12 protein-coding genes are annotated in these 18,355 nt (G+C 50.2%); 10 read left to right on the forward strand and 2 right to left on the reverse strand.

Going from position 1 to position 18,355, the window contains the following annotated elements:
• The first annotated feature begins 3 nt into the window (after positions 1–3).
• From argJ to argH, 6 genes are all read left to right on the forward strand, one after another.
• Complete coding sequence (gene argJ / locus NST04_RS06615) at positions 4–1,236, forward strand: bifunctional ornithine acetyltransferase/N-acetylglutamate synthase (RefSeq protein ID WP_341183644.1); 1,233 nt, start codon at positions 4–6, stop codon at positions 1,234–1,236.
• Between the two features lie 44 nt (positions 1,237–1,280).
• Positions 1,281–2,105 (forward strand): acetylglutamate kinase, encoded by an 825-nt coding sequence (gene argB, locus NST04_RS06620; RefSeq protein ID WP_341183645.1) that lies wholly within the window; start codon positions 1,281–1,283, stop codon positions 2,103–2,105.
• 121 nt (positions 2,106–2,226) lie between these two features.
• Positions 2,227–3,510, forward strand: coding sequence for an aspartate aminotransferase family protein (locus NST04_RS06625; protein ID WP_341183646.1), 1,284 nt, complete (start codon positions 2,227–2,229; stop codon positions 3,508–3,510).
• A complete protein-coding gene (gene argF / locus NST04_RS06630) occupies positions 3,510–4,478 on the forward strand; it encodes an ornithine carbamoyltransferase (RefSeq protein ID WP_341183647.1) in 969 nt (322 codons plus the stop codon). The genes NST04_RS06625 and argF overlap by 1 nt, the downstream gene beginning before the upstream one ends.
• A gap of 308 nt (positions 4,479–4,786) precedes the next feature.
• Positions 4,787–6,022, forward strand: coding sequence for an argininosuccinate synthase (locus NST04_RS06635; RefSeq protein WP_036694693.1), 1,236 nt, complete (start codon positions 4,787–4,789; stop codon positions 6,020–6,022).
• Positions 6,023–6,110: 88 nt separating this feature from the next.
• Positions 6,111–7,526 carry an argininosuccinate lyase gene (gene argH, locus NST04_RS06640; protein ID WP_341183648.1) on the forward strand — a complete coding sequence of 472 codons (1,416 nt, stop codon included), beginning with the start codon at positions 6,111–6,113 and terminating at the stop codon, positions 7,524–7,526.
• Between the two features lie 269 nt (positions 7,527–7,795).
• On the opposite strand, the gene NST04_RS06645 is transcribed toward argH, so the two are convergent.
• A complete protein-coding gene (locus NST04_RS06645) occupies positions 7,796–8,581 on the reverse strand; it encodes an alpha/beta hydrolase (RefSeq protein WP_341183649.1) in 786 nt (261 codons plus the stop codon).
• 216 nt (positions 8,582–8,797) lie between these two features.
• On the opposite strand from NST04_RS06645, the gene NST04_RS06650 reads away from it, so the two are divergent.
• From NST04_RS06650 to NST04_RS06660, 3 genes are read left to right on the forward strand one after another with little or no spacing between them, the layout of a single operon-like run.
• Complete coding sequence (locus NST04_RS06650; RefSeq protein ID WP_341183650.1) at positions 8,798–9,355, forward strand: type IV pilus modification PilV family protein; 558 nt, start codon at positions 8,798–8,800, stop codon at positions 9,353–9,355.
• Entirely contained in the window at positions 9,339–9,866 is a 528-nt protein-coding gene (locus NST04_RS06655) for a PulJ/GspJ family protein (RefSeq protein WP_341183651.1), read from the forward strand. Before NST04_RS06650 ends, NST04_RS06655 begins: the two co-directional genes overlap by 17 nt.
• Entirely contained in the window at positions 9,841–11,745 is a 1,905-nt protein-coding gene (locus NST04_RS06660) for a hypothetical protein (protein WP_341183652.1), read from the forward strand. Before NST04_RS06655 ends, NST04_RS06660 begins: the two co-directional genes overlap by 26 nt.
• Before the next feature lie 109 nt (positions 11,746–11,854).
• On the opposite strand, the gene NST04_RS06665 is transcribed toward NST04_RS06660, so the two are convergent.
• Positions 11,855–16,381, reverse strand: a complete 4,527-nt coding sequence (locus NST04_RS06665; RefSeq protein ID WP_341183653.1) for a DUF5057 domain-containing protein — start codon at positions 16,379–16,381, stop codon at positions 11,855–11,857.
• A 295-nt stretch (positions 16,382–16,676) separates the two neighbouring features.
• On the opposite strand from NST04_RS06665, the gene NST04_RS06670 reads away from it, so the two are divergent.
• Positions 16,677–18,341 carry a GspE/PulE family protein gene (locus NST04_RS06670; protein WP_341183654.1) on the forward strand — a complete coding sequence of 555 codons (1,665 nt, stop codon included), beginning with the start codon at positions 16,677–16,679 and terminating at the stop codon, positions 18,339–18,341.
• The last annotated feature ends 14 nt before the right edge of the window (positions 18,342–18,355 follow it).

The raw sequence follows: 18,355 nt of genomic DNA on the forward strand, positions 1-18,355 counted from the left end.
ATCATGAGTGAGCAACCACTATATACCGTCGTAGAAGGCGGGAGCATTACTGCACCTAAGGGCTTCACTTCTGGCGGCCTGCACTGCGGTCTCAAAAAAACAGAGCGCAATGACCTTGCCGCGATTCTCTGTGAGGTGCCGGCTACGGCGGCTGCGGTGTATACGACCAATGTGTTTCAGGCGGCTCCGCTGAAGGTTACGCGAGAGAGTCTGGCGGACGGGACGCTGCAGGCGGTGATCGTGAACAGCGGCAATGCCAATGCCTGTACAGGGGACCAGGGCGAGGCGGATGCGTATGAGATGCGTGCGGCTGCTGCCCGTTATTTGGGCGTGAATGAGACGGATGTCGCTGTCGCTTCCACAGGTGTGATCGGGGAACTGCTGAAGATGGATTGTGTGCGCAGCGGGATTGCCGGACTGCCGGAGAAGATGGACGCAGGCGCTGCCGGTGCGGAGGAATTCAGCCAGGCGATTCTAACCACCGATCTGGTTAAAAAAGAAAGCTGTGTAAAAGTAACGGTAGGCGGTACTGAGGTTATTATTGCCGGTGCGGCGAAGGGTTCCGGGATGATTCACCCGAACATGGCGACGATGCTGGGCTTCATGACCACTGATGTGCTCATTGATGGCGAGGATCTGCTCAGCCTGCTGCGCACAGCTACTAATTCTACTTTTAATATGATTACAGTGGATGGTGACACCAGTACGAACGATATGCTGGTCACGATGGCCAGCGGACTTGCGGGCAATGAGAAGCTGACGCGTCTGCATGCGGACTGGGAAGCTTTTGCAGCGGCGTTCACTCATGTGTGCCAGAGTCTGGCGAAGGCGATTGCCCGTGACGGCGAAGGGGCCACGAAGCTGATTGAGGTGCAGGTGAGCGGGGCGGTGCATGATGAGGCTGCGGCGGCGATTGCCAAGACCGTGGTCGGCTCAAGCCTGGTGAAGTCGGCGATCTTCGGCGCGGATGCCAACTGGGGGCGGATTATTGCGGCTGTAGGACGTGCAGGCGTTCCGGTTTCACCGGAGCGGGTGGATATTAAGCTGGGTGAGATCGAGGTGCTGCGCGGCTCGCGTCCGGTGGCTTTTGATGAGGAGCAGGCACTGCATTATCTGCAAAAAAGCGATACCGTGCTGATCACGGTAACCTTGTCAGACGGCAGCGGGCAGGCTACAGCCTGGGGCTGTGACCTGACTTATGATTATGTGCGGATTAACGCGGCTTACCGCACGTAATCTGTGCAGAGGCGTGTAGAAGCTGGTACAGAGGGGGCAGGGAGATGACAGTAGAACCGATAGAGCCTCAGGCGCAGGCGGGGGCCGCCGGGCTGTTCGTAATGAAATGCGGGGGGAGTACGCTGGCGGCGCTGCCGGATTCGTTCTTCGAGGATTTGCGTGAGCTTCAGGTCAGCGGGACTCAGCCTGTAATCGTGCATGGCGGCGGCCCGGCGATCTCCGGCAATCTGGAGAAGCTCGGCATTGAGAGCCGGTTCGTGAACGGCCTGCGGGTAACGACGGAAGAGGTGCTGGATGTGGTCGAGATGACCCTGTCCGGCAGCATCAACAAGGCGATTGTCCGCCGAATTCAGGCCAGCGGGGGGCAGGCACTCGGGTTGTCGGGCGTTGACGGCAACCTGATTACGGCTCGTCCGGTGGCCAATCATCAGGAAGTCGGTCTGGTGGGAGAGGTAAGCGGAGTCCAGGCGGAGATTGTGACGGGTATCCTCGCGATGGGCTATATTCCGGTTATTGCACCAGTGGGCGTAGATGGCGAAGGCCAGCGGTACAACATCAATGCAGATACCGCCGCCGGGGCGGTGGCTTCTTATATAGGGTCACCGAGCATGATCGTGGTTACGGATGTGCCGGGCATTATGCGGACGGTGGACGGGGAGAAGGTCGTGCTTCCTTCCGTAACAGTGGAGCAGATCGAAGCGCTGATTGAGAATGGTGAAATCTACGGCGGAATGATTCCCAAGGTGCGTGCCGCGATGGACTGCATCCAGGGTCAGGTGTCCGAGGTTATTATTGTAGACGGCAAAGAGCCGCGTGTACTCAGCCGGGTGCTGAAGGGCGAGGCGCTGGGGACGCGGATTGTAAGATAACAGATGTGCAGAAACCGGGGCATGGATAGAATAATGAGTTGGATTTTCAGGTAGAGTGACAAGTGAAAATTAGACGCGCTGACGGGTAGCCGGCAGCAGCATGGTGGGAGAGTGACTAAGAATGAGTGAGCTTACGCAAACGGACAAGAATTCTTTGACAGGGGCGCCGCAGGAGCGTTCAGCAGGAACGAACGGACAGGGGGCCGCTCCTGCCAAGCTGAGTGCGGTATTCCCGTCATACAGCAGATATGATATTAGTCTGGTCAAAGGCAAAGGCAGCTGGGTATGGGATGAGCAGGGTAACAAGTATCTGGACTTCATGTGCGGACTTGCGGTAACGAGTCTGGGCCATGCGCCGGAGAAGGTCGGCGCGAAGCTGAAGGAGCAGATTGATACGCTGTGGCATGTCTCGAACCTGTTCCACATTCCGGGCCAGGACCGGGTAGCTGCGCTGCTGACAGAGAATAGCTGTGCGGATCAGGTCTTCTTCTGCAACAGCGGGGCGGAAGCGAATGAAGCGGCCATCAAGCTGGCGCGCCGGTATCATCAGAAGGTGCAGGGTACAGACCGTTACGAGGTTATTACGTTCGAGCAGTCCTTCCATGGACGCACGCTGGCTACACTGACAGCCACTGGGCAGGCCAAGGTCAAGGAAGGCTTCCTGCCGCTTCCGGCGGGCTTCAAGACGGTGCCGCTGCATGATCTGGACGCGTTGAAAGGCGCCATTACTGAACATACGGCAGCGATCATGCTGGAGATGGTGCTGGCCGAGGGCGGTGTGCTTGAGGTACAGCAGGAGTTCCTGGATGCTGTTGTTGCGCTGTGCAAGGAGCACGGGCTGCTGTTGATCGTGGATGAAGTGCAGACCGGCATGGGCCGTACGGGCAAGCTGTTTGCTCATCAGCATTACGGCATTGAGCCGGATATCTTCACCTTGGCCAAAGGGGTAGCGAGCGGCTTCCCGGCCGGTGTGATGCTCGGCAAAGGCTATCTGCGCGAGGCTTTCAGCCCGGGCAGCCATGCCAGCACCTTCGGCGGCACCCCGCTGGCGGCAGCGGTGATGGAAGCGACCATTGAGACCATGCTTGAAGATAAGCTGCCCGAGCGGGCGGCGGAGATGGGCGATTACTTAAGCGGACAGCTGAGAGCGAAGCTGGCGGATACTTCTTTTGTGAAGGAGATTCGCGGCAAAGGCCTGCTGATCGGCATCGAATGCGAGGAGCCGGTGGCCGAGATCGTGCTTGCCGGACAGAAGCGCGGACTGCTGTTCGTTCAGGCCGGACCGAATGTCATTCGGCTGCTGCCTAATCTATATGTAAGCACCGATGAGATTGATCAGGCGGTGGACATCCTATCGGAACTAATTCATACTTATGCTAACAAAGTAAGCGGGGAGGCAAATTGATGAGTCAGGTTACACCAAGCGCTACAGATGCAATTGCCGCACAGCTCAAAGGCCGTGATTTGCTGGAGCTGAATGATTACAGCCCGGAGGAGATCACGTATTTGATCGACCTCGCGATTGAGCTGAAGCGCAAGCAGAAGAACGGTGAAGTCTACCAGCCGTTGCTGGGGAAGACGATCGGCCTTATTTTTGAGAAATCCTCTACCCGTACCCGGGTGTCGTTCGAAGTGGGGATGTATCAGCTGGGCGGACATGCACTTTTCCTGAGCAAAAATGATATCCAGCTGGGCCGCGGCGAGACGGTTGGTGATACGGCCCAGGTCATGTCGCGTTATCTGGACGGTATCATGATCCGTACGTTCGGCCATGATAAAGTGGAAGATTTGGCGCGCTATGCCTCAGTTCCCGTAATCAACGGCCTCAGCGATCTTGCGCATCCCTGCCAGGTGCTGGCGGACTACCAGACTGTATACGAGCACAAGGGCAAGCTGAAAGGCCTGAAGCTGGCGTACATCGGCGACGGCAATAATATGGCCCATTCTCTGCTGATCGGCGGCGCCAAGCTGGGTGTGCATGTCTCTATCGCTGGACCGGAAGGCTACGAGCCGGACGAGGCAGTCGTGGCTGAGGCGCGTGAGATCGCCAAGGAGACAGGCTCAGTCATCACTGTGACCCGCAGCCCGCAGGAGGCAGTACAGGACGCAGATGTCATCTACACGGATGTCTGGGCGAGCATGGGCTTCGAGGCCGAGCAGCTGGCGCGTGAAGCGGCGTTCAAGGACTATCAGGTCAACGAGGAGCTGGTGAAAGGCGCGAAGAGCGATTATCTGTTCTTACACTGCCTGCCGGCCCACCGGGAGGAAGAGGTCAGCACCGGCGTTATCGACGGCCCGAACTCCGTGATCTTCGATCAGGCGGAGAACCGCCTGCATGCGCAGAAGGCGCTTATGGCGGCTTTGATGGGCTAGATGTAGCGCACCACCCCCAGCAAGGCGCTGGGGTAAAGTATTTAATTTTATATACACAACACATATATAAGATCAACGGGAACTTTAATAAGAGGGTTGGGGAGGATCTGAAGGGAATTTTGGAACTGTAGGAGCGTTAGCGTCCGCCTTTGTCTACGATTTCATCCGCGAATAGCGGTACAAATCAAGAAATCTGTAGACAACAGCGGCCGGAAGTCCAAATATTCTCTGTAGTGACGTTCAAAACCCGTTTTTAAAGCCGAAGTTGATCTTATCACCCTCCACACCGAAAGGAAGCTAAACACCCCATGCCAAAAGAAAAAATTGTACTCGCCTATTCCGGCGGGCTGGATACCTCAGTCATTCTGAAGTGGCTGAAAGAAACGTATGATGCGGAGATTATTGCTTTTACAGCGGATATTGGTCAAAAGGAAGAATTGGACGGTCTCGAGGAAAAAGCACTCGCTACCGGCGCATCCAAAGTCTACATCGATGATCTGCGCGACGAGTTCGCGAATGACTTCATCTACCCGATGTTCCAGTCGGGCGCACTCTATGAGGGACAATATCTGCTGGGCACCAGCATTGCCCGTCCGCTGATCGCCAAGCGCATGGTCGATATCGCTATCGCCGAAGGCGCAACAGCCATTGCCCATGGAGCTACAGGTAAAGGGAATGACCAGGTACGCTTCGAGCTGAACGCTGCGGCATTATCGCCGAGCATTAAGGTAATCGCGCCTTGGCGCCTGGAAGAGTTCCGCAACCAGTTCCCGGGCCGTGCCGAGATGATCGCTTACGCCGAAGCCAACGGTATTCCGGTACAAGCCTCTGCGGCCAAGCCGTATTCGATGGACCGCAACCTGCTGCATATCAGCTATGAGAGCGGCGTGCTGGAAGATCCGTGGTTCGATCCAAGCGCACCGGAGAACAAGGAAATGTTCCTGCTCTCCAATGCTCCGGAGGATGCTCCGGATGAAGCCGAGTACCTGGAGCTGGACTTCCTGAAGGGTGACTGCGTAGCGCTGAACGGCGAAGCGTTATCCCCGCTGCAAGTGATGGAGAAGCTAAATGAGCTGGGCGGCAAGCATGGGATTGGACGCGTGGATATGGTCGAGAACCGTTTTGTCGGCATGAAGAGCCGTGGTGTGTATGAGACTCCGGGCGGAACCATTCTGTTCACCGCTCACCGCAAAATGGAATCGATCACCATGGACCGTGAAGTGATGAACCTGCGTGACAGCCTGATCACCCGTTACAGTACGCTGGTATATAACGGCTTCTGGTTCGCACCGGAGCGGATTGCGATGCAGGCCCTGGTGAAGGAGAGCCAGAAGAACGTGACCGGTACGGTACGCGTGAAGCTCTACAAGGGCAACATCATCGGCGCCGGCGTCAAGAGTCCGGTCAGCCTGTACAACCCGGATATCGCCACCATGGAGGCAGATCCTACCCAGGCCTATGACCAGGGCGATGCGACCGGCTTCATCCGTCTGAATGCCCTTCGTCTGAAGGTATCGGCAGGCGTAGCGGAATCCAATAAATAAGTAGGACTATAAAAGCGGGCACAAGAAGGCCGTTCCTCCCAACCGGACAGGGGCGGCCCTTCTAACGTCTATCAAGGAGGAACAACTGGTGAGTAAGCTGTGGGGCGGACGTTTTACCAAAGGGACGAACAAGCTGGTAGAGGAATATACGGCTTCTATCGAATTTGATAAAGTGCTGGCGGAAGAGGATGTGCAGGGCAGTCTGGCACATGTCACGATGCTGGGCAAATGCGGAATTCTGCCGCAGGAGGATGTCGAGACGATCAAGAACGGGCTCACGAAGGTACTGGACAAGGTACGTGCGGGGGAGATTGTGTTCTCGGTTGCTGATGAAGATATCCACATGAATATTGAAAAGAACCTGATCGAAGAGATCGGCCCGGTCGGCGGCAAGCTGCACACCGGACGCAGCCGTAACGATCAGGTGGCTACAGATATGCACCTCTACCTGCGTAACCGCGTGGTGGAGCTGGTAGCGCTGCTGCATGAGCTGCAGGGTGCGCTAATCGGGCAGGCCAAGGATAACCTGGAGACTATCGTTCCAGGATATACTCACTTGCAGCGGGCACAGCCGATTCTGTTCGCGCATCATCTGCTGGCCTACGTGTCGATGTTCCGCCGCGATGCGGAGCGCCTGACCGACAGCTACAAGCGGATTAACGTGCTGCCGCTGGGCGCTGGGGCGCTGGCGGGAACGACGTTCCCGATCGACCGCCACTTCGTGGCTGAACAGCTTGGCTTCGATGGCGTCTATGAGAACAGTCTCGACGCGGTCAGTGACCGCGACTTCATCGTGGAGTTCCTGGCGAATGCATCGCTCGTGATGACTCACCTGTCCCGGCTCAGCGAAGAGCTGGTACTGTGGAGCAGCACCGAATTCAGCTTCGTGGAGCTGGACGATGCCTTCTGTACCGGCAGCAGCATCATGCCGCAGAAGAAGAACCCGGATGTGCCGGAGCTGGTACGCGGCAAAACAGGCCGTGTCTACGGCAACCTGATCGGACTCCTGACCGTGCTGAAGTCGCTGCCGCTGGCCTATAACAAGGACATGCAGGAAGACAAGGAAGGCATGTTCGATACCGTTGCTACCCTTACAGGGGCCTTGCAGCTGTTCGCACCGATGATCTCCACCATGAAGGTGAACAAGGCGCGGATGCGCGAAGCGGTGAATACGGACTTTTCCAATGCGACCGATATCGCCGACTTCCTGGTAGGCAAAGGCCTGCCGTTCCGTCAGGCGCATGAGGTGATCGGCAAGACCGTCCTGTATTGCATCAACGAGGGCAAGTTCCTGCTGGATCTGACGCTGGACGAATTCAAGCAGTTCTCGCCGCTGTTCGACGACCAGATCTATGCGGTGCTCCAGCCGGAGGCCGTGGTGAACGCCCGTAATGTCTACGGCGGTACCGCCACGGTTCAGGTACAGGCTGCCATCGGGCGGGCCGAAGCGGACCTGGTTGCTGCGGGTGAATGGGTGAAGCAGCATGGACATGCTGCGGAGTAAGCCTGGTGGAGCCTGAAGGCGAAACTAGCGGATAAGTGGAAACGGCATTGCCGTCCTTTTAAAGGACGGTACCGTTTCAGCGAGAAATAGAAGTATAAGTTATCGTGTGCAACATATAAATTCTTATATTTTAAACGAAAGACTGTCTCTACTCAGCATCGGTTAGATGCGGTAGGACAGTCTTTTTTTCGAGAGGTAATCTTATATTCTCCGCACCCCAGATAGAAGCTTATGGAAATGACCCGTATCCGCTTACAATCTGGATGATTCTACTTGCTTAGCGGCAGCCACTTCAGCACATCGCGGATCTTGGCATCCCAGTATCCCCACTCATGCTCGCCCGGCCCCTCTTCATAGGTCAGAGACAGCTTGGTCTTGGAGCAGGCCTTACGGAAGACCTGATTGTCCTCATAGAGGAAATCCTCGGTTCCACAGCACTGATAGAGCAGCGGCTTCGGCCCTTTGGAGCGGTTCACTTCCTCAAGCAGCCAGAGCAGATCTTCCGGAGTGCCCGCAATGTCCTTGTCCCCAAAAATCTGCAAATAATCCTTGGTTTTCTGCGATGGATCTTCAAAGTCCAAGAAATTATGTGCCATATCGAGTGCTCCCGACAAACTTGCGGCAGCGGCCCAATCCTTCGGCTTGCGCAGTCCCAGCTTCATCGCCCCGTATCCGCCCATCGACAATCCCGCCACGAAGTTATCCTCGCGCTTGGCTGACAAAGGGAAGAAGGAACGGGCCAGCGCTGGCAACTCCTCACTGATGAAGGTCCAGTACTTGCCGCCCGCCTCCATATCCGTATAGAAGCTGCGGTGGACCTGCGGCATAACAACAGCGATACCCAGCTCCGCTACATAACGCTCAATCGAGGTCCGGCGCAGCCAGATCGAATCATCGTCAGACAGGCCGTGCAGCAGGTACAGGGTGGGGTGTAAGGTTCCTTTGGAGACATTGCTCATTCCGATCTGCGTAGTGGTCTGCTGCGGCAGAATGACAGTCATCGAAGTACTGAGCCCCAGCACCTCCGAATAAAATTTACATTCAATCAAAGCCATTTACGTATCCCCTTTCTGCCCACATGATAGCACAGCCCCTACCTGATATAAACTGTAGATTTCTCCAGATTTATTGTCCGCAAGCATTGCTGCTGCCGGAGGAGAAAGAATATAATGGAAGTAGGTAGAAAGATTCATAGAAACACGCAAGGACACAGGACTGAAGACACAGATAAGCCCATAATTGAATCTAATAGAGTATAGGGAGCGAACACAATGTCCTGGAAAGACCCATGGAACCGCAGCCGCGAGCGGAGCAAGGAAGCGGGCTTCACCTTGATCGAGGTGCTGGCCGCCATCGTCATTTTGTCGATAGTGTCCCTGGTGCTGACTTCTTATTTTACCAATGCCATGACCTATTCCAAGTCCAACCAGAACAAGACGATCATGGTCAATCTGGCGCGGAACGCTTTGTTTTATATGGAGAAGCAGGATTTTGATAAGACGGTGGAGTTTTTCAGAGATACAACAGAAAGACTTTCTGCTGATGTTTGCAAGATTGGAGACTGTGGTGATGCTATCAGTGATGAGGGAGCCGCTTACCGTAAGGCGTTTAACACGGAAACCCTGTCTCATGTACTACACCCCAAAGTAAATGGAACGGATTACAGTATTGATGTTATTTATCAAAAGGGGCTAGATGTAAATACAGGTGAAAATGATTTACGAAACTACTTGCTTCCAGTCAAGGTAGTGGTTACCCGTGATTCCGGGGGAAGCCTATCAGCACCCGTAGAGGTGGAGGGATATATCAGCAATGAAGAGATTCGCTAATACAGCTGAGCGCGAGAATGGTTTTACTCTAATTGAACTGATCGCTGCCATCAGTCTATTTGCCATTGTGGCCGGAATCATTGGCTCCGTGACTACGTTTGGTTTCCGAAGCTATCATAAAATTACGGTGGAAAATAGATTGCGTGATGAAGCTGATCTTGTGATGTCTTCAATTATTACACAGCTATATACCTATGGACCTGAGGAAATTCAGAGTACGAATTCAGGAATTATGCTATTGAGAACTGATAGTGATCCGCTGCGTATTCAGGTTGACGGCGATGATATTCAAATTGGGGACTCAAGGATTGGTCCGGGAAGCACGGCGGCACTTCATTTGGACTCAGCATTAGCAGGGTCAACCATAGCAGTTACTAAGGTAGATGAGGATAGGTCCAATCTTAATGCATTATATGAATCCGGATTGGTGCGAATCCAGCTTAAGTTAAATTATAAAGGTGGAGCATCAGAGGAGGAGGAGCTACATGTGGATAGCCAATTCGGTTTCTAAAGGCAAGGCTTTGATTCTTAAGCTGAAAAGTCTCTCACGAGAGGATGGAAACAGAGTTGGAGTACAGCAGTTTCGTTCCGAGAGTGGCTCCGCCCTGGTTCTGGTAATGTTCATCGTGCTGTTGCTTACGATTCTTGGGATGGGGGTACTTAGTGCGACTGTTGGTGGAGCTGTACGGACAGAGACCAGGGAGAATGATGTGCAAAGTCTTCATTTGGCGCAAAAGGGCCTGGATGAGGCCACCGCGTTTATCCAGGCCAAGCTGTCCCCAATTACGGATATTAATCCTGACAAGCTAGAGAATATTCTAAGCGGGTTAGACAAGAAAGGTCTTAATGTATCTACAGAGCTTGGCGTTAACAGCAGTGGCATGATTGATTACATTGAGTATAAAGATAAGAAATTCGATAGTCAGCTAAGACAATACTATATTGATGTGGAGGCTTCAGCACTGGTAAATGGAGTGCAACGTACACTGCAGCAGAGAATTACGATCGACACCTACCCTGATTTTTTGAAATATGCCTTTGGTTCTGAGCAGAACGTCTATCTGAATGGGGCTCCAGTGCTGAAAGGTAATATTTATGCAGGTAATAAGCTGGTTATCTCTAACAGGGCAGATTATAAGTATCTGGGTGATCCCGGGCTAAAAAAATCAACAATGTTTCCGCAGATACAGCCTAATGGAATAGATGCTGCGAATCTGGGAGAAGTCTTTGTTCAGTCCCTTAAGGACATTGAATACCATGTGTTTGATTCCTCAGGAAACGGGGGAGAGGCCAAAATATTGGCTGATAGCTCCGATATGAAACAAACCGTTAAGGATATCATGGGGATTAGTTTGGACAAGATTAAAATTAAAGAGCAGAAAAAGTTTGTGCAAATTAATGTAGAGGAGTCCTTTATTGATAAGCTCGTTGAAGCCACATCGCCTTCAAATGACAATGCCGCTGAGGCATTGAGGAAACAACTTAACCAAAAAAGTACAGGTGAGCTAACCGAGTGGCTTCAGACAGGGAGTCTTATTAATGCCAAGACAGTAACTTCTCCTCCCGAGAAACCTGCACAAGATGAAGAAGAGAGCGATCAAGATTATCTGGCAAGGCTTGATCAGTATGAGAGGGAGCTTCTTGCGTATCACCAATCCTTCATGAACCTGAATCAATCCTTTCGGGTTAACGGTAATCTCACTATTGAGGGGAATGACTTCTACGGCCTGACTTTTGAAGAGACAGCTAAAAGGGGTGCCGTTCCAAAATGGATTGTGATAGACGGCAACCTAGATATTACAAATAATAAAGCTGACTTCGATCCACTATATATAAAAGCAAACATTCTAGTCACGGGTGATGTAAAGATTAAAGGCAACGTGTCCTTCGATTCTACGATGCTTGTGCTGGGACGAACTACAGTGGAGGATGCTGTAATTAGCGGCTTAGGAACGGGTACTGATAAGAAGGAATTAGTGCTGATCTCCAAGGGACCGGTGCTGGTAAACCGGATTGATGCCTTTTCCAATGCAGATCCAGATGAAATGAATGCATTTTTTTATACAGATGCTGAAGCTAAACTTTATGGGGTAGGTTCAATATTTTGGTTGAAAGGCGGATTTTTCTCAAAAGGAGATTTGACAGTGAATGCGGTGTTGGGCAATACATCTGAACCGCCTGACGCAGTACTTCCCAGCCAGTTGATCTTCTCGGAACCCCAAGTTACAGAGCCAAGAGCAAGGGAACGTTTTCGGGTGATTTACAATCACAGGGTTTACACCGATCAGCAATCCAGTCTGCCACGGGTCCGCAAAGTGAATATAGCTGTCAGTCCGATGAGGCTGATAAGTGTACCTCCCAGAGCTTCTGATACGAATCCAACAAATTGATGAAGAGAGTTAGCTGATATAAGACAAAATAAGACCTTCTCATCCGTTCTGTAACGATCGGAGCTAAGAAGGTCTTTTTATTTGACATAAGATCTTTACCCAAAGTTGATTAGTAGAGGTCTCCCTCATTAAGGTTTGCTTCACGTTTTTTTACAATCACTTCGATATTTGCTTTAACCTCAGTTGTTCCAGGAGGGGCGTAGGTGACTGTCACCGTCACTGTACCTTTTTTGTTCCCCGTGATTGATCCTGTGTGGATGTTGGCAAACGAGGCAACAGCAGGGTCACTGCTAGTCCAAGTTAAGTCATTCAGAATCGATGCCAAGGAAAAGGTGCGTGGTATTGTCCATAGCAGATCCGCCAGATTAAAGGCAGGATCACCGACATATATGGTGTGGCTGAACTGGCTGAATTCGAGACTAATAAGACCGGTAATATTTACAGCATAAGGCAGACTGGTGATCCCGCTAGTTTTGTCTTGTACTATAACCTGAACCGTATGGTTAGGAACATCTTTTGCTACCAGTTGACATTGGTTCGTTCCGGGAATGGGCTTCAGCTCAGCATATTGGCTATCGTTCGGATTGAGGAAGCTCCACTCCAAGGATGTCTCGTCTGCATTTACTGGTGTTAGAATTGCCGTAAGAGTAAGAGAACCTTTGGTTGGTATCGAGTTCCCGGTGCCCGAAATGGTCAGTGCCTCAAGCGGAGTTTTCACGGTTATGATTTTGCTGGAAGAAACATGATCAGCCTTGTCGCTGGAGACGTAGACTTGAACCTTGTACTTTCCGGATACAGGTGCATTAAATGTAGCATTCTCAGCGGTAGCCTGGATATAGCTACTCACATCTTTGCCGTTTACATCAAAAACCTTCCAGCTATAGGTAATTTGCTTCTCCAGGATTGTGTTATAAATGGCTATAAGCCCGACATTGGAATCAGGTCTGACCGGACTATCTCCGCCTTCAATCCTCAGGCTGCGGTTCTTGACGGTAATTATAGCTTTTCCTGTCACTCCACTTCCGTCTGTAGCTGCAGCTGTAATTTCAACGGAACCTGTTCTATTACCGGTAATATCTCCGCTTATGGGATCAATGGACACAATTGAAGGATTGGCTGAACTCCAGCTTAATACCTTATTAGTCGCATCCGCTGGTGAAATTTCTGAAGGAACAATCCGCAAAGGGTTATCATTCAGCAGGATATCTGTTGGCGGCAGCGTAATTTTCTCAACCCAGATTGCCGCATGCAGTTTTAACTCTGGTGAAAATACCGCCGTGCCAGGGACAGGGACATCATTAACCGGGATTGTTCCGCTAAAAGGTGAGTACAATAAGGTCGTCATCTTCGTAACGGAACCTGCGATTACCTGACCCGTGAGCTCTCCATTATCAAAACTGACAGTAGCATTTGGAGCCAAGAATGTTCCTTTCAGGGTATAGTGCAATTCCAATGATTTAGCACTTGGGAAATTGTAAATAACATGGGCGGCATCGACTCCGCTGAGATTAGTGTTGAGTGCCATTTTGACAATATCACTGTCTGAGCCAGTGTTGACTAAGACAGTAGAGCCTGATGGGACAGAGATATTTAAGCTCGAAGCGGAAGCAACCATAGCAGCCGGAACGGTAAATACAAATAGTTTGGCATCACCCGTGCCTGTTAGTTTAATTGTGCCATACGCGGATTCTACTGATCCATTATTGGTCAGTTTACCGAGTCGGGCTGAGAGACTCGTCATCCGGTCCCGAAGCGAAGCGAAGTCAACAGGTGAGCCCTTCACAACCTTTCCTCTGATAGACTGGGTGTCTGCAGCACCGCTGTAATAATAAGTACCGCTGTACACTGCATTACCGTTGATAGTGATATTGTTGTTATAGTACAAGCTTCCGCCTACTACTAGAGCATTCTGAGAATAATCGCCGTTAGCGTTATCCCCGTAAATAGTGGCACCCCCGCTAATATTGCGGAAATCGACATCGCCGCTTACAGCCACCCGTCCTTTAATAGAGAGATTATTGATCGTAGCAGCTGTTTGATTATTGATAACAATGAGATTATAATCCATTCCGGTTCCAAGAAGTGAATCGTTAGCTGTAGCATGAATTTCATCATATTGCAGAGTAGCTGAATTCAATGTGAAGTCCCCGCCTTTTTGCGGAGATACTGTAATTGAGAAAGTAACCTCCTGGCCTGGAGCGGGAACAAATGTCTTAATGCCGTTTGTTCCAGTCTGGAGGGTATAACGGATATCATTTAATTTTTTTGTAATGCTATAGCCGGATTCTACCGTGCCTGTTTGGTTAATCGGTGAGGATGATCCAACAATCTCCAGCCCGGATGGAAGATTGTTTTTAAAAATAACATTAGAAATAATCTGGCTGTCGCCGACATTTTCCGTAATCTGGGCTTGGGAGAATGGGATCGGTTTTGGAGTGATTGTATAGGTAACAGCAACCTGTTCCCCCCTTACAATGTGGCCATCAATAATATTTGCGGGTAAGGATTGTGTTGCTATCAGACTGGAGGTGGCCGGTTTGATCGTTACGTTAACCGTTTTGGTTGCCAGCGCACCATGACTGTCCCAGGCTTTAATTTCAATCTGAAGATCTCCGCCATTCGGAAGCGGATTAGTAAAGGAGCGGCTGATGGTCCGTCCAGACTGAAGGTTCAAATCATTAACCCCGATATTATCTATGTAATTCCCTCCCGTTTTAAAGCGAATGGAGGTTTTCAGGCTGCGGTCATTCAGATCAAAATCTCTTACGCTGTAATCTACCAGTAATTCATTGGCATAGGACGGGATGACACTGCTATCAGCAGGGGAGTTCACTGTGATCTCTGGTGCATGGTTAGCCCCGGCAAAAGCCCTGTACATGGTATTGACGAAAAGCCTTTGTTCCCAGTCCGGAAATTTGATATTACTATTAATATCTCCTTTCTTGCTATGTCCTGTACCAGAGAAAGTAATGCTTCCTACAGAGTAGGTGTAAAAGTGGTTATAGCTGTCGTCAACATCCCGCTGAGTTTTCCCAGACTCACTCTTTATGTTATACCAAGGTACTACATCGGCCCGTTCCAGATCCAGCATGAAAAATTGATCATGTGTATCAGCAACAGGGTAGTAGGTATTGTTTGCATTATTGAGGTTAAAAGGATATTGCGTTAGTAAGCCGTTATTGACTGGAACAACCTTGGAGGATGTATTTACTGCATTTCCCCCGAGATAAGTTCTTATAGTCTGTCCAACGGGTATCCGGAAATAATCACCCCAGAAATTTGAATCGTTCGGGTCATCAATGAAAATCGTATCATGGGTGAGCATGATGCTTTGTTTTGTCGTATTAGCGAAATCATAGACTGCTTGGGCAGCCTCTTTTGAAAGCATTGGATTGGTTACCCGGTCATACATATCCTGAAAACCGAAGACGATCATATCATAAACACCGTTCAGACCACGCTGTGGATCCTTGGCATGCTCAGTGATATAAGTATTAAACCTGTCGACGTTCATCGTAGAAATAGAAAGCTGATAGTTGCTGGTATCCAAGTAATTCTGATTCATGTTAAGACTATTGCGGAGCGAGCTGTCAGAACGGCCTGAGGGCATGACCTGAAGAACATTGATGACCGGCTTAATGCCAGTATAGCGAATGATGTCCCTATCAAAGGATTTGAGGTTGGTTGAGGTATCAGTGACCTCCAGTTTCCAGTAAAGCAGTCCGGTATAAGTATCAGGTAGTGTGTATTGGAGCGTTCCTTCAGTTGAGTTCAGCTCAAGTGAGGCAACCACATGCTCTTCTGTCATAGGAATGGAAGAATCCATATTCATATACAATCGAACCCTGGCAGGGGTGGCAGCAATATTAGGGACATTATCAAGTTTAATTGCGAATGTTATGGTGTCGCCTGGTCCATAAGTCTCATTAGGATTAGCCAGGTAACTCTTGATCTTTGATTTATTAGAAATTGTAAGCAGCGGACGCCGAATTAGGCCAGTTATTGTTGGTGCAGTACGGGTCTTAATTGCGGTTATCAGGCTGCTGCGGGTAGTATCTGTGAGAAATATGACATTACTCTTTGCACCCATAGAGGAACGGTAGATATTAAAAGAGGCATAGAGTTTCCCTTGAAGATTCTTATCTTTATCCTGAGCTGCAAAGGTATCCTCTTGAAAGTATACATAAAGCCCTTTATTGATATAGTAATCGATAATTTCTTGTGCCTTCAGACCCGTGATATCATTCTGGACAGCGAGCGTATTATGGGCTTTATCCCGGTCGGTATCTTTAGTGTTCACAGTGCTTGCAACCAATTGCTTATTGAAGCTTCCGCGGCCTATGTAAATTGCATCGTACTTTCCATCCCAGTCCTCACGCAGTGACACGAACTTTTTCATGGTCATAGTCTCTACGTTGACATTAGAAAGTCTCTTGATTTCTTCCAGTTCACTGCCGCCTGAACTTAGACTGCTACTAGTTGGATCAGTGACCTCAAGAATGCTTATCGGATAGTTATTATTGGAGGCCTCCACATCTGGACTGAACACCTGAACTAGTACAACTAGCATTACTATCAATGCAAAAGCCCCAGAAAAAAAGACCAACTTTCTCCGTCTAAACATTTCCTTCATCATCAATTCCTCCGTTTATCGAAAAAATAGATTGAATAGTGTATTTCATATGTCAAAATTGCATTTTTTCCCTAAAATTATTGTAAGATCACCTATAATATGCTATATATCATTCTAGGATAAATTTCACAGATAGGCAATGAGGGAATGTGTAAATATACCCCTATATTTGAGTCTTTAGAATTATATTTTAAAGTTGATTATCTAAATTTTTATTATAAAAATTTAAAATGGGTACTTTGATTCACATATGAACCGATAATCTACATAATCCACATGGCATGGAGATGAGCTGCGGTTGGCAATCATAAAAAAGAGATTGGGAGATTTGCTGGTAGAGAACGGAATTATATCAGAGGAACAGCTTCAGGAGGCGCTGATAGACCAGCGCAAGACCAAACGTAAACTAGGTGACCTGCTGATTTCACAAGGATACATTACAGAGCAGCAATTGATTGAGGTGTTGGAATTCCAGTTGGGTATCCCTCATGTCAGTTTGCATAAATACCATATTGACCCGGCGATTACACAGATTATTCCGGAAAGTATGGCCAAGCGGTATCAGGTTCTCCCTTTCTTGAAAGAGGGGGGGAAGCTAATGGTAGCTATGGCAGATCCGCTGGATTATTTCGCAATTGAGGATTTGCGGATGAGCACGGGATTCCGGATTGAACCGGCCATTTCTACCAGAGACGAATTGCAGCGTGCTATTGCCCGGCACTATGGTATGCGCGACTCTATGAACCAGATGCTGATTGAGCTGCCGACACAGGAGGAGATTACGGAGACAGAAATTACGGACGAGGATTCTCCCATTGTCCGGCTTGTTAATCAGATGATCCAACAGGCGGTTCAATTGCGGGCGTCCGACATACATGTCGATCCCGGCGAGAATAACCTGCTTATCCGCTACCGGATTGATGGGACGCTTCGTACCGAGCGGCTGATTCCCAAGCAGATGCAGGGATTTATTACAGCCCGACTCAAAATCATGGCACGGCTGAATATTGCGGAACGCCGCCTTCCCCAGGATGGCCGTATCAAAATGCAATTCGACTACAAGATGATCGACATTCGTGTGTCGTCATTGCCGACGATGCATGGGGAGAAAATTGTACTGCGGCTGCTGGATCTCAGTACAGGTATCAAGGCAGTGGATACGCTGGGGTTCAGTGAAGGCAATGCAGCCACATTCAAGGAAATGATTGGCCGCCCATATGGAATCATGCTCATTACAGGGCCTACAGGCAGCGGAAAGACTACGACACTGTATTCCGCGCTCAGCCAACTGAATCAGGAGACGGTTAACATTATCACGGTTGAAGATCCTGTGGAGTACCAGCTTGAAGGAATTAATCAGGTACATGTTAATCCAGCTATTGGCCTTACATTCGCAGCGGGATTGCGCTCTATACTCCGTCAAGACCCCAATATTGTCATGGTAGGGGAGATACGGGACACCGAAACAGCTGAAATTGCGGTCCGAGCTTCACTGACAGGACACTTGGTACTGTCAACATTACATACTAACGATGCTGTAAGCAGCATATCCCGGCTTCGTGATATGGGTGTCGAGCCCTATCTGATTGCGTCGTCATTGATCGGTGTCGTTGCCCAGCGGCTGGTGCGCAAAATTTGCACAGACTGTAAGGAGACCTATAAGCCATCCCAGCAGGAAGCGATTATGCTTGAACGCTACGGACTCCGAACGGATATCCTTCACCGGGGAAGCGGCTGTGGAAGCTGCAACTCTACCGGATATCGGGGCAGGCTTGCCATCCATGAGGTTTTGACTATTGATGATCATATGCGGCAATTGGTTACCGACTCCGCTTCGGTAGAAGAACTGCGCTCCGCTGCCAAAGTAGGCGGACTGGTCCAACTGATGGAAGATGGTCTGCTTAAAGTATCGCAGGGGATGACCACTCTGCAGGAAGTGCTGCGGGAGACAGTATCCCATTAATGATTAGGGGGAGA

It is taken from the genome of Paenibacillus sp. FSL H7-0756, from assembly GCF_038006765.1.
In the GTDB taxonomy this organism is placed as follows: Bacteria; Bacillota; Bacilli; order Paenibacillales; family Paenibacillaceae; genus Paenibacillus_AQ.

What these genes read in the sequence shown, in the direction of transcription:
- argJ (WP_341183644.1), top strand. Translation starts at nt 4, where the DNA reads ATGAGTGAGCAACCACTATATACCGTCGTAGAAGGCGGGAGCATTACT.
- argB (WP_341183645.1), top strand. Translation starts at nt 1,281, where the DNA reads ATGACAGTAGAACCGATAGAGCCTCAGGCGCAGGCGGGGGCCGCCGGG.
- NST04_RS06625 (WP_341183646.1), top strand. Translation starts at nt 2,227, where the DNA reads ATGAGTGAGCTTACGCAAACGGACAAGAATTCTTTGACAGGGGCGCCG.
- argF (WP_341183647.1), top strand. Translation starts at nt 3,510, where the DNA reads ATGAGTCAGGTTACACCAAGCGCTACAGATGCAATTGCCGCACAGCTC.
- NST04_RS06635 (WP_036694693.1), top strand. Translation starts at nt 4,787, where the DNA reads ATGCCAAAAGAAAAAATTGTACTCGCCTATTCCGGCGGGCTGGATACC.
- NST04_RS06645 (WP_341183649.1), bottom strand. Translation starts at nt 8,581, where the DNA reads ATGGCTTTGATTGAATGTAAATTTTATTCGGAGGTGCTGGGGCTCAGT.
- NST04_RS06650 (WP_341183650.1), top strand. Translation starts at nt 8,798, where the DNA reads ATGTCCTGGAAAGACCCATGGAACCGCAGCCGCGAGCGGAGCAAGGAA.
- NST04_RS06655 (WP_341183651.1), top strand. Translation starts at nt 9,339, where the DNA reads ATGAAGAGATTCGCTAATACAGCTGAGCGCGAGAATGGTTTTACTCTA.
- NST04_RS06660 (WP_341183652.1), top strand. Translation starts at nt 9,841, where the DNA reads ATGTGGATAGCCAATTCGGTTTCTAAAGGCAAGGCTTTGATTCTTAAG.
- NST04_RS06665 (WP_341183653.1), bottom strand. Translation starts at nt 16,381, where the DNA reads ATGATGAAGGAAATGTTTAGACGGAGAAAGTTGGTCTTTTTTTCTGGG.